This is a genomic window from Agromyces sp. CF514, from assembly GCF_900113185.1.
In the GTDB taxonomy this organism is placed as follows: domain Bacteria; phylum Actinomycetota; class Actinomycetes; order Actinomycetales; family Microbacteriaceae; genus Agromyces.
The window spans coordinates 1,714,656-1,726,890 of record NZ_FOZD01000001.1 but is presented as its reverse complement, the minus strand read 5'-3'; the positions used below and the strand labels follow the sequence as shown (position 1 = coordinate 1,726,890).

Annotated in this window: 9 protein-coding genes; 4 read left to right on the top strand and 5 right to left on the bottom strand. The window is 72.9% G+C overall.

The features are described 5' to 3' along the window. Positions 1-35: 35 nt before the first annotated feature. Positions 36-1,574, bottom strand: a complete 1,539-nt coding sequence (locus BM342_RS07625) for a DUF7059 domain-containing protein (RefSeq protein WP_255368760.1) — start codon at positions 1,572-1,574, stop codon at positions 36-38. A 228-nt stretch (positions 1,575-1,802) separates the two neighbouring features. On the opposite strand from BM342_RS07625, the gene BM342_RS07620 reads away from it, so the two are divergent. Then, the gene (locus tag BM342_RS07620; protein WP_092964806.1) at positions 1,803-2,135 is read left to right on the top strand and encodes a hypothetical protein; all 333 of its coding nucleotides are present in this window, start codon (positions 1,803-1,805) and stop codon (positions 2,133-2,135) included. Here the strand turns inward: BM342_RS07620 and pnuC are convergent. Then, on the bottom strand, positions 2,124-2,807 hold the full coding sequence (pnuC, locus tag BM342_RS07615; protein WP_092964805.1) for a nicotinamide riboside transporter PnuC: 684 nt from the start codon (positions 2,805-2,807) through the stop codon (positions 2,124-2,126). The genes BM342_RS07620 and pnuC overlap by 12 nt on opposite strands. Continuing rightward, entirely contained in the window at positions 2,804-3,265 is a 462-nt protein-coding gene (locus BM342_RS07610; protein ID WP_092964804.1) for a DUF3054 domain-containing protein, read from the bottom strand. The genes pnuC and BM342_RS07610 overlap by 4 nt, the downstream gene beginning before the upstream one ends. Positions 3,266-3,325: 60 nt before the next feature. Between BM342_RS07610 and BM342_RS07605 the strand changes: the two genes are divergently transcribed. Continuing rightward, the gene (locus BM342_RS07605) at positions 3,326-3,838 is read left to right on the top strand and encodes an O-acetyl-ADP-ribose deacetylase (protein WP_092964803.1); all 513 of its coding nucleotides are present in this window, start codon (positions 3,326-3,328) and stop codon (positions 3,836-3,838) included. Between the two features lie 110 nt (positions 3,839-3,948). On the opposite strand, the gene BM342_RS07600 is transcribed toward BM342_RS07605, so the two are convergent. Beyond that, positions 3,949-5,907 carry a thioredoxin domain-containing protein gene (locus tag BM342_RS07600; RefSeq protein ID WP_092964802.1) on the bottom strand — a complete coding sequence of 653 codons (1,959 nt, stop codon included), beginning with the start codon at positions 5,905-5,907 and terminating at the stop codon, positions 3,949-3,951. A gap of 4 nt (positions 5,908-5,911) precedes the next feature. Continuing rightward, entirely contained in the window at positions 5,912-6,751 is an 840-nt protein-coding gene (locus BM342_RS07595) for an aldo/keto reductase (protein WP_092964801.1), read from the bottom strand. 62 nt (positions 6,752-6,813) lie between these two features. On the opposite strand from BM342_RS07595, the gene hrpA reads away from it, so the two are divergent. Both hrpA and BM342_RS07585 read left to right on the top strand, forming a co-directional pair. Further along, positions 6,814-10,917 carry an ATP-dependent RNA helicase HrpA gene (gene hrpA / locus BM342_RS07590; protein WP_092964800.1) on the top strand — a complete coding sequence of 1,368 codons (4,104 nt, stop codon included), beginning with the start codon at positions 6,814-6,816 and terminating at the stop codon, positions 10,915-10,917. Between the two features lie 104 nt (positions 10,918-11,021). Beyond that, the gene (locus BM342_RS07585; RefSeq protein WP_092964799.1) at positions 11,022-12,230 is read left to right on the top strand and encodes an MFS transporter; all 1,209 of its coding nucleotides are present in this window, start codon (positions 11,022-11,024) and stop codon (positions 12,228-12,230) included. Positions 12,231-12,235: the final 5 nt, after the last annotated feature.

Sequence of the window (12,235 nt, the reverse complement as noted above, 5' to 3'; positions counted from 1 at the left end):
CGGCATGGGGAGCACTCCCCTGTGACTCCCGGCGTCTACTCGGCGAAGCGCAGCATCCCGTCGTCGACGAGCGTGCGCACGGCCGGCAGCAGGTCGGCTGCGAGCGCCGCGGCGTCGACCTCGAGCAGGTGCGCGATCGCCGCGACGATCTGGCCGACCTCGAGCTCGCCGTCGCACGCGCCGATCAGGGCGGCGAGCCCGGTGTCGAGCGTGATCGCGCGCCCGAACCCGCCGCCCTGGCGCAGCAGCATGGCGGTCGGGTTCTCGTCGCCTGGCCAGTGGTGGCGCTCCTCGGTGACGTCGGGTGCGACGACGAGGCGGGTGCGCGCGAGCTCGGCGTCGGCGAGGCGGGCCTGCACGTCGTGCGCGGCGAGGCACTCCGACAGGTGCGAGCCGAGCGCCGCACCGTCGCCGCCGAGCGGCCCGTGCAGGCGCTCGAGCCTGGCGAGTCGCGGGGCATCGGATGCTGCGGGCTGCCGCAGGAGCACGTATCCGAAGCCCACCTCGCGCACGCCGCGCTCGGCGAAGTCGTCGAGCCAGGCGTCGTAGAGCCGGTCGAACTCGGGGCCGGGGCGGGTCCCGCCGTCGCGGATCCACGTCTCGGCGTACTCGGTGACGTGCTGCACCTCGCGCTCGACGATCCAGTGGTCGAGCCCGCTGCGCGCCACCCACTCGGCGACCCGGTCGAATGCGTCGTCGCGGCCCCGGTACTCCCAGTTGCCGAGCAACTGCGCGACGCCGCCCGGCTCGAGGTGCTCGGCGACGCCCGTGACCACGGCCTCGACGATGCCGTCGCCGACCATGCCGCCGTCGCGGTAGTCGTACTCCGGCACGCCGTCGCGTCGCGGGGTGATCACGAACGGCGGGTTCGAGACGACCCGGTCGAACCGCTCGCCGACGACCGGTTCGAAGAGGCTGCCGAGGCGGAACTCCACGCCGTCGATGCCGTTCAGCTCGATGTTCATGCGCGCGATCGCGAGCGCCCGCTCCGAGATGTCGGTCGCGACGATGCGGGAGGCGAAGCGGGAGGCGTGCATCGCCTGGACGCCGCACCCGGTGCCGAGGTCGAGCACGCTCGCCGCGGCATCCGGCAGCATGAGGCCCGACAGCGTCGACGACGCCCCGCCGACGCCGAGCACGTGCTGCTCGCCGAGCGCGTGCCCGAGCGCGAGCTCGCCGAGGTCGGAGATGATCCACCAGTGCCCTGCTCCGCGCGCGTCGGTGAAGGCGTAGGGGCGCAGATCGAGCAGGGTCCGGATGCCGGTGGCCGACGTCTCGGCTCCCCTGCCCGGCTCGTCGACCTCGCCGACGAGCCCGAGCTCGATCGCCCCGTCGACGCCGAGCGTCGGCAACGCGTGCGCGAGTTCGCCGCGCGGGATCGGCAGGCCGAGTACGAACAGCTCGGCCAGGCTCGCAAGGTCGGCGGATGCCGCGTGCTCGGCGCGTCGGGCGTCGAGCACGCGGCGTGCGGGCACGCGCTGCGCGCGGTGCAGTGCGGCGGCCGCCTCGGCGCCCCAGAGCGACTCGAGGGCGGCGACGGTGAAGTGCGCGGAGGCGAGGTCCGCCCGCAGCATTCCGAGCAGCTCGCTCCGGCGGTCGGCGCTCGCGGAGCCGATGCGGTCGGGATCGGATGCAGCGCGCGCGTTCATCCCTCCATTGAAGCGCACGCCCGCCCGGAGCCGCCCGACACGAGGCGTCATGCACGCGTCATCCGTTGGCCATCTGGGGTCACCTCACGTAACCCGCGCGACACACGGCCCCCGTACCGTTGGCTACGATCTAGACAGCGAGGGGAGGTCGCCATGACACACGCGACGACGCTGGAGAACCTGCGGCAGGATGCCCGCGACGAGCTCTCGGCGCTCATCGAGCTGCGCTGCCGACTCGGTGAGGACCCGTGGGTCTTCCTTCCCGACCTGCCGTCGGTCGACGAGCAGGTCGTCGCGACGCTCCGCGAGGAGCGCCTGCACTCCGAGCGGTGGAGCCCCGCGCGCGCCAGGGCCTACCACCCTGCGGCACGCCAGGGCGCGGCAGCGCAGTTCGAGTTCGAGTTGCTGCGCGAGATCGCCCTCGAGCATCCCGAGCTGAGCTCGGCCGTGTGGTCGGTGCTCGACCGGATCCCGTCAGCCTGGTAGTTCCGACGCGGCCGCTGCCGCAGCGGCGCGGCGCTGCACGCGCATCCACGTGATGAACCCGAGGATCGTGAACGCGCCGTAGAACAGGTACAGGAACGCCGACGCGTAGTACCCCGCGCTGATGAGCAGCGGCACGCCCACGAGGTCGACCGCGACCCAGATCAGCCAGAACTCGGTCCACCCCTTGGCCATGCCGTAGGTGGCGAGCAGCGAGCCCATGAAGATCCACGCGTCGGCCCACACGGGCTCGAACGAGCCGAGTGCCCGGAAGATCGGCGTGAGCACGAGCGTGCCGCCGACCATGCCGGCACCCAGGGCCACGCGCACCTTCCAGCTCGCCCAGCGCGGCTCGACCGCGGGCGTGTCGCCTCCGCCGGCGCGCTGGTGCTGCGACCAGCGGATCCAGCCGTAGATCGAGACGATGATGAACATGACCTGGCGAGCGGCCTGGCCGAGCAGGTTCACGGGGTTCGGCGTGTCGAAGACGGCGCCGAGGAACACCGTGAAGAGCAGCGCGTTGCCGACGATGCCGACGGGCCACGCCCAGATCTTGCGCCGCAGTCCGCCGAGAGCGCTCGCGAGGCCGAACAGGTTGCCGACGATCTCGCGCCAGAGGATGACCTGGTCGCCGATGACGAGCTGCGCGTCGAACAGCCACTCGATGGGGTTCACGGGGCGGGCGTTCCGGATGCCGACGCGGAATCGGATGCCGCGGGGCGGACGCCGCCGCGACGGCGCGCACGCACGACGAGCAGGGCGATCGCCCGCCAGCCGAGCAGCAGCACGGCGAGCGTGACGGTGGCGACGACGATGAAGGCGACGGCCGTCCCCTGGCCGGAGGCCAGGCGGAGCAGCATGCCCACGACGACCGTCGACAGCCAGATGACGACTCCCGTCGGCCACACCGCGAACGGCGCACGCCAGGCGCGCACGACGAGCCAGCCGACCGCCGCGCCGACGAGGAACGGCCAGGCCGTGCCCCAGACGCCCGCGAGGTCGAGCCCCTCGGCGTGGCTGCTGCGGCCGATGACCGCGAACACGACGACGAGCGCCGCGTCGAGCGCCGCCGCGAGGGCGACGACCTGGGGAGCGGCGCCGACCTGGCGCGATGCGTCGAGGGGTGAGGTCACGCTGACATGCTATTCCCGCTCGGTCTCGCGCCCCGGTCCGGCCGGTGCGAGACTGGCCGCGTGCCCGCAATCACCGCCGTGCTCGGCGACATCACGACCCAACAGGTCGACGCGGTCGTGAACGCCGCGAACAACGGCATGCGCGGCGGGGGCGGCGTCGACGGCGCCATCCACCGGGCCGGGGGGCCGGCGGTGCTGCGCGACTGCATCGCACGGTTCCCGAACGGGCTCGCGACGGGCGATGCCGGATGGACGACCGCCGGCGAGATGCCGGCGACCTGGGTCATACACACCGTCGGTCCGAACTTCGCGGCGGGCGAGCGCGACCGCTCGCTGCTCGTGTCCTGCTATCGCCGGGCGCTCGAGGTCGCCGATGAGCTCGGAGCGCAGAGCATCGCGTTCCCGCTCATCAGCGCGGGCGTCTACGCCTGGCCGCTCGACGACGCCGTCGCGGCCGCGGTCGACACGATCGCCTCGTCGTCGACCGGGGTCGACGACGTTCGGATCGTGGCATTCTCGCCCAGGGTGCACGACGCGGTGGAGCGCACGCTCGACCAGCGCAGCGCACGCTGAGACTCGCACTCGAACTCGCACGAGTGAACCGCCAGTTCCGCGTCAACGATCCGAATCTCGGCACTCCGGCACTCCGGCACTCCGGCACTCCGGCACCGGATTCCCGACCTTCAGTCCGCGAGGGCGGCGAGGGCGTCGGCGGACCGCACGGGCAGCGCGCACACGAACGACTCGCAGCGGTATGCGGCAGCCTCGCCGGCGATCGACGTTCGACCCTCGAACAGCTCGAAGCCCGCGGCAGCGAAGGCGCGGGCCTGCGCATCGGTGACGATCGCGGTGACGGATGCCGCGTGCCGACGGGTCTCGGCCACGAGCTCGTCACCGGACGCGGGCGTCACGGCCGCGGCATCCGGAGCCGGGTCGGGAACCACCGTCACGAGCTGCACGAGCGGTGCGGCGAGGCGGGCCATGAGCGCGAGGGAGCCGCCGAACGCGATCGGGCGCTGCACGGCGATGCCCGCGACCTGCTCCATCGCGCGCTCGGCCGCATCGCGGTACGCGTCGCCCGCGCCGAGCGCGAACAGGCGCCAGGCGGCATCGGCGCAGGCGGTCAGGCCCGACGGGGTCGCGCCTTCCGAAGGATCGTCGGGCAGCGCGAGGCCTCGGGCGGCGAGCACCGGGTCGGCCCCACCGGGCGGCGAGAACCCGCCGTCCGCCGCGATCGCGCTGTCGAGGAGTGCGCGGGCCGTCACGGCGGGCGACGCCTCACCGGTCGCGAGCGCCAGGTCGAGCAGTCCGCCGGCGAGCATGCCGAGGTCCTCGAGCGTCGCCACCGCTTCGGACACCTCGCCGCCGAGCGAGGCGCGCACGAGCGTGCCGTCGGCTCGCAGGTGCAGACCGAGCACGTGGTCGGCCGCCCGGCGGGCCGCGACTACGGCGACGTCGCCGTCGGCTCCCCCGACGACCGCGCCGTAGCGGGCGAGCGCGCCGATCGCGAGCCCGTTCCAGCCCGCGAGCACCTTGTCGTCGAGCGCGGGCGGCGGCTGCGACCTCCGCTCGTCGCGGGACAACGCGTAGTAGCCGCCCTCGCTGCGCACGCCGTCGACCGGGCTCTCGGAGTCCTGCGCGCTCGCGAACCCGCCCGACGGCAACTGCATCACCTCGCGGAGGAACCCGGCGATCCCGGCCGCGAGGTCGGCGAGCGTCGGGGGTTGCGGCACTGCCGCCGGCGCAGTCGCGGGCGGCCGGCCTGCGACATCCGCCTCCGTCAGCAGCTCGGCGAGCACCCGCAGCAGCTGCGCGTTGTCGGTGAGCATGCGCTCGTAGTGCGGCTCGCTCCAGTCGGCGCGGGTCGCGTAGCGGAAGAACCCGCCCTCGACCGGATCCCGCAGCGGCGAGCGACCCATCGCAAGCATCGTGCGTTCGGCGAGCGCGCGCCCGGCGGCGCCTGAGGCGGCAGCAGTTGCCGAACCCGCGAGGCCGGGTTCGCACAGGAAAGCGAGCACGGGCGCGACCGGGAACTTCGGCGCCCCGCCGAATCCACCGTGCACCGGGTCCTCATCGGCCTCGAGCAGCGCGACGGCCGCGGCGAGTTCGACCGCACCGGGCAGGTCGCCCCGCGTCTGGGCGACGGATGCCGCGGCGAGCGCCTCGGACACGGCTCCCGCGGTCTCGTCGAGCTCGGCGCGCCGCTCGCGCCAGGCATCCGTCACCGCGACGAGCACGTCCATGAACGCAGGGACGCCCTGCACGGTGCGCGGCGGGAAGTAGGTGCCGGCGTAGAACGTGCGGCCCTCGGGCGTGGCCAGTGCCGTGAGCGGCCACCCGAGCTGCTTCATGAAGGCCGATGCCGCGGCGAGGTAGCTCGCGTCGACGTCGGGGTGCTCCTCGCGGTCGACCTTGATCGCCACGAAGTGCTCGTTCAGGTACGCGGCGACGGCCGGGTCGCTGAAGCTCTCGCGGGCCATGACATGGCACCAGTGGCAGGTCGCGTAGCCGATCGAGACGAGCACGGGCACGTCGCGTTCGCGCGCCGCGGCGAACGCCTCCTCGCCCCACGGGTACCAGTCGACGGGATTGTCGGCGTGCGAGCGCAGGTACGGACTGAGCGCCGCGGCGAGCCGGTTCATCCGCTCAGTTGACCTCGTCGGGGTGCGAGCTCACGCGGCCCTCGCGTTCGAGGCCCGTGATCGCCACCATCTCGTCGCTCGTGAGCTCGAAGCCGAACACGTCGAAGTTCTCGGCCATGCGCTCGCGACGGTTCGACTTCGGGAAGAGGATGTGGCCGCGCTGCAGGTGCCAGCGGATGACGACCTGCGCCGGCGTCACCCCGTGCGCGACGGCCGCGGCGGTCACCTCGGGCAGTTCGAGCAGGGGGTACTTGCCCTGCCCGAGCGGGCCCCAGGCCTCGATCGCGATGCCGTTCGCCTCGGCGTAGTCGGTGGTCGCCCGCTGCTGGTGGTACGGGTGCAGCTCGATCTGGTCGACGGCGGGCACGATGCCGGTCTCGGAGATGAGGCGCTCGAGGTGGTGCGCGAGGAAGTTCGAGACACCGATCGACCGCGTGCGGTCGGTGTCGCGCAGCTGCTCGAACGCCCGCCAGGTCTCGACGTAGCGGTCGCGTGCGGGCGTCGGCCAGTGGATGAGGTAGAGGTCGACGTAGTCGAGGCCGAGCCGGTCGAGGCTGGCGTCGAAGGCGGCGTGCACCGTCGCCGCATCGCCCTGGTCGTCGTTCCAGAGCTTGGTCGTGATGTACAGCTGTTCGCGCGGGATGCCGGAGGCCGCGATCGCGCGCCCCACTCCCGCTTCGTTGCCGTAGATGCGGGCCGTGTCGAGGTGCCGGTAGCCGACCTCGAGCGCCTCGCTCACGATGCGCTCGGTCTCGCCCGGATCGACCTTGAACACGCCGAACCCGAGCTGCGGGATCGAGAAGCCGTCGTTGAGCTGGATGCGGGTCACGAGCTGATCGGTCATGCCTCCATCCCACCACGCGACGCGGGCGCGCGACAGTGGCGCTCGCATACGATGGAGGGCTGATGTCCTCGCCTGCTCAGATCCCCGTGATCGCCTACCCCGCCGAACTGCCCGTCTCTGGGCAGCGCGAAGAGATCGCGCGCGCCATCCGCGAGCACCAGGTCGTCATCGTCGCGGGTGCGACCGGGTCGGGCAAGACCACGCAGCTGCCGAAGATCTGCCTCGAGCTCGGGCGCGAGTCGATCGCGCACACGCAGCCCAGGCGGCTCGCGGCGCGCACGATCGCCGAGCGCATCAGCGAAGAGCTGCAGGTCGACCTCGGCGACCTCGTCGGCTACCAGGTGCGCTTCACCGACAAGGTGAGCGCGGCGACGCGCATCAAGGTCATGACCGACGGCATCCTGCTGAACGAGATCCACCGCGACCGCGAGCTGCGCAAGTACGACACGATCATCATCGACGAGGCGCACGAGCGCAGCCTCAACATCGACTTCCTGCTGGGCTACCTCGCGCGGCTGCTCCCCCGGCGACCCGACCTCAAGGTCATCATCACGAGCGCCACGATCGATCCCGAGAGCTTCGCGCGGCACTTCGCGACGACGACGGATGCCGCGGGCGCCCCGCTGCCCGAACCGGTGCCCGCCCCCGTCATCGAGGTGTCGGGCCGCACGTATCCCGTCGAGGTGCGCTACCGTCCGCTCGTCGCCGAGACGGGTTCGGCCGGCGGCGACGATAGCGACGACGAGGGCGCCGCGGCCGACGACAAGGACGTGCAGCGCGGCATCCTCGACGCCCTCGACGAGCTCGACCGCGAGTCGTCGGGCGACGTGCTCGTGTTCCTCTCGGGCGAGGGCGAGATCCGCGACGCCGAGGCCGCAGTGCGTGCGCACTACGGCACCGCCCGAGGCGGGCGCGGCGGCGAGACCGAGGTGCTCCCGCTGTACGGGCGACTCTCGTCGGCCGACCAGCACCGGGTGTTCGAGCCGTCGAAGGTGGCGGGCCTCCGCCGACGCGTGGTGCTCGCCACGAACGTCGCGGAGACCAGCCTGACCGTGCCGGGCATCCGGTACGTCGTCGACGCCGGCACGGCGCGCATCAGCCGCTACTCCGTGCGCTCCAAGGTGCAGCGACTGCCGATCGAGCCGATCTCGCAGGCCTCGGCGAACCAGCGGTCCGGGCGGTCGGGCCGCACGAGCGACGGTATCGCGATCCGCCTGTACTCCGAGGAGGACTTCGAGCGCCGCCCCGAGTACACCGACCCCGAGATCCTGCGCACGAACCTCGCGGCGGTCATCCTGCAGATGGCCTCGCTCGGGCTCGGCCCGATCGAGGAGTTCCCGTTCCTCACGCCGCCCGACGGGCGCGGCATCCGCGACGGACTCGACCTGCTGCGCGAGCTCGGCGCCCTCGAGGACGACCGCGGCGACCGGGCCGGGCGCGGTGATCGCGACGCACCCGATCGCGACGGGCGAGCGGATGCCGCGGCCGCGCGCGGCCCGCAGCTCACCCGCATCGGCCGCCAGCTGTCGCGCCTGCCGATCGAGCCGCGGTTCGCCCGCATGGTGCTCGAGTCCAAGACGCAGGGCGTCTCGCGCGAGGTGCTCGCGATCGTCGCGGGCCTCACGGTGCAGGATCCCCGCGAGCGTCCGCTGGAGCGGCGAGAGGTCGCCGACGAGTTCCACCGACGCTTCGTCGACCCCACCAGCGACTTCCTCTCGCTGCTGAACCTCTGGAACCACCTCGAGGCCAAGCAGCGCGAGCTCTCGGGCAGCGCGTTCCGGCGCATGTGCAAGTCGGAGTACCTCAACTACCTGCGCGTGCGCGAGTGGCAGGACCTCGTGCGGCAGCTGCGCAGCCTCGCGAAGCCGCTCGGCCTGCACGTGGCGAACGAGGCGGGCGAGCCGAACGGCGACGGCATCCACCGCGCGCTCCTGGCCGGCCTGCTCTCGCAGATCGGCCTGCGCGACGACTCGAAGACGTCGACCGGCCGGGGCGGCGCCGGATCGGCCCGAGAGGCCGAGCGCAAGGGCCGCCGCCAGCAGGCCGAGTTCATCGGCGCGCGCAACGCCCGGTTCGTCGTGTTCCCGGGGTCGGCGCTCGCGAAGAAGCCGCCGGCCGCGATCATGAGCGCCGAACTCGTCGAGACGAGCCGCCTGTTCGCCCGAACGAACGCGGCCATCGATCCGGCGTGGGCCGAGCATCTCGCCGGCCCGCTCGCCAAGCGCTCGTTCAGCGAGCCCAGGTGGGAGCGCCGCCAGGGGTCCGCGGTCGCCGACGAGAAGGTCACGCTCGTCGGCGTACCGATCGTCGCGAAGCGCCGCATCCAGCTGGCGCGCGTCGACGCGGAGCTCGCGCACGAGCTGTTCGTGCGGCACGCGCTCGTCGAGGAGGACTGGGACTCCGGCAGGCTCGACCGCCGCGTGTTCGGGTTCGTGCGTGCGAACCGCGAGCTGCTGCGCCGGCTCGGCGAGGTCGAGGAGCGCACGCGTCGCCGCGACCTCCTCGTCGGCGACGAGACGGTCATGCGCTTCTACGAGACGCGCGTGCCCGCCGACGTCGCCGACGTGCGCTCGTTCGAGCGCTGGTGGCGCGCCGAGCACCGCCGCACGCCCGACCTGCTCACGATGACCCGTGCCGACCTGCTCGGCGAAGACGCGGCGGCCGATTCGGGCGACGGGTTCCCCGACCGGTGGAAGCAGGGCGACCAGACGTACTCGCTCGCCTACCGCTTCGAGCCCGGCACCGACGACGACGGCGTGACCGTGGTCGTGCCGATCGTGCTGCTGCCGCGCATCAGCGCTGCCGGGTTCGACTGGCAGGTGCCCGGCCTGCGCGACGAGCTCATCACGGCGATGCTGCGCACGCTGCCCAAGGTGATCCGGCGCCAGGTCGTGCCGGCGGCCGAGTGGGCCGCGAAGATCGCCGCCGAGCTGCCCGCGGGCCCAGAGCGCGGCGAGGAGCGCGAGCCGTTCACGGCGGTGCTCTCGCGCATCATCCGAGCCCTGACCTATGCGCCGGTCGACCCGGGCGACTTCGACCTCGAGCGCGTACCGCCGCACCTGCGCGTCACCTACCGCGCGGTCGACGAGCGCGGCCGCACGCTCGGCACCTCGAAGGACCTGCCGACGCTCCAGGCGAAGCTCGCCGAGCGCACGCGCGAGGCCGTCGCCAAGGCGGTCACGGCGACTCCGGATGCCGGTGGCCGGCGCCGCCCCGCCCGCGACGCGTCGCCAGGCCAGGCGCCCGACGCCCGCCGCAGCGGCCCTTCGGCCCCGCAAGCGCCGGTCGACCCATCGCTCGCCGAACGCTCGGGCATCACGGCGTGGGAGTGGGACGAACTGCCCGCGCACCTCGACACCCGACAGGCCGGCAACGTGATCCGCGCCTACCCGGCCCTCGTCGACGAGAAGACGGGGGTGGCGCTGCGGCTCGTCGCCACGGCCGACGAGCGCGACCGGGCGTCGCGCCGCGGCATCCGTCGCCTGCTCGTGCTCGCGACGCCGACGCCCGTCGCCTACGTGCAGGAGCACCTGTCGAACGACGAGAAGCTCGCGCTCGCGACGAGTGCGTACACGGGCACGCGGGTCCTGCTCGACGACTGCGTCGCGGCCTGCGTCGACGCGGAGCTCCGCGCCCGCCACCCCGACGGACTGCTGAGCACGCGCGCCGAGTTCGAGGCGGTGCGCGACGCGGTGGCCGCCTCGATCGTCGACCGCATGTTCGAGACCGTGGCGCTCGTCGCCCGCATCCTCCGCACCGCACGCGACGTCGACCGCGCGATCTCGAAGGCGTCGAGCATCCAGCTCATGTCGGCGCTCGGCGACGCGCGGTCGCAGCTCGAGGCGCTCGTGCCCGCGGGGTTCGTCTCGGCGACCGGGATCGAGCGGCTGCGGCACCTGCCGCGCTACCTCGACGCGATCGCCGCCCGCATCGCGAAGCTCGTCGAGAACCCGGGCCGCGACCGGCAGGCGATGAACCAGTTCACGCCGTCGTTCGAGGCGTTCGAGGCCGCGGGCGGTCGCGCGCCCATCGACCCCGAGGCTCCCGAACGGCTCGTGCGCGTGCGGTGGATGCTCGAGGAGCTCCGCGTGAGCCTGTTCGCGCAGGAGCTTCGCACCGCCGAGACGGTCTCGCCGCAGCGCATCGCGAAGGCGCTCGCGGGCTGACACCGGGCCTCGAGCCGAGCCCGCCACGGCGTCCACCCGCCGGCGGGGAACGCGCCCCTGCGTACCCTCGCCCGCGACATCCGCCTCGATAGAGTGGTGCCACCGTGGCTAGCTACACCGACCTGCTGAAGACCCCGGGCGTCGCTCGCATCATCGCCGCCCAGCTGACCGCGCGCTTCCCGTCCGGCATGCTCTCGCTCGCGTTCCTGCTGCACATCGAGCAGGTCACGGGCTCGTACGGATCCGCGGGGCTCGTGCTGGCCGCGACCTCGATCGGCCAGGCCATCGCCGGCCCGCTCACGAGCCGCCTCATGGGACGCCTCGGCATGCGGCCTGTGCTCATCGCCACGACGATCCTCTGCGTCTCGGGCGTCATCGCGATCGGCGTGCTCCCGCTGACCGTACCGCTCTACATGACGGTCGGCTTCATCACCGGGCTCGCGACGCCGCCCGTGCAGCCCGCCGTGCGCACGATCTACCCGAAGATGGTGAACTCCCGCCAGCTGACGCCGCTGTTCTCGCTCGACGCGTCGGCGCAGGAGATCATCTGGGTCGTCGGGCCGGTCATCACGACGCTCGTGGCGACGCAGATCGGCACGATCTGGGCGATCCTGCTCGCGGCCGTGCTCATGGTCGGCGGCGGCGCGTGGTTCATCAGCTCGCCCGAGCTCGGACGCGTGCGCATCCCGCGGTCGAAGCGCGCGTTCGGCAAGGTACTGCTACGCCCGCCGGTCATGCTCGCGACGATCGTCGGGTTCCTCCTCATCGGCGCGTGCGCCGCGGTCGAGGCGGGCGTCGTCGCGGTCTTCGGCCACGGCGGCCCAGAGGCCGGCATCGTGCTCGCGATCTTCTCGGTCGGCTCGCTCGCGGGCGGCCTGCTCTTCGGCCACATCCCGATCGGCCCGTGGGCGACCGCCCGGCGCATGTTCATCGTGTTCGCGGGCATGGCGCTCGCCGCGTTCGTCATGGACTTCTGGTGGCTCTCGGCGACGCTCTTCATCGCGGGCATCGGCATCGCGCCGGCCCTCGCCGTGCTGTTCTCGATCGTGTCGTCGAGCGTCAAGTTCTCGGACACGGCCGAGGCCTACGGCTGGGTCGGAACCGGCCAGCTCATCGGCGCGGCGCTCGGCTCGGCGCTCGCGGGCTTCTTCATCGACGGCTACGGCGCGCAGGGCGCGTTCTGGATCGCCGCGGCGTTCGCCTTCGTCGGCGTGCTCGTGCCGACGTTCGGCCGTCGCTGGCACCCCGACCTGCGCGGCCGCGACGCGAGCCCCATACCCGACACCGAACCCGTGCCGCTGCAACCGAGCTGATCGGA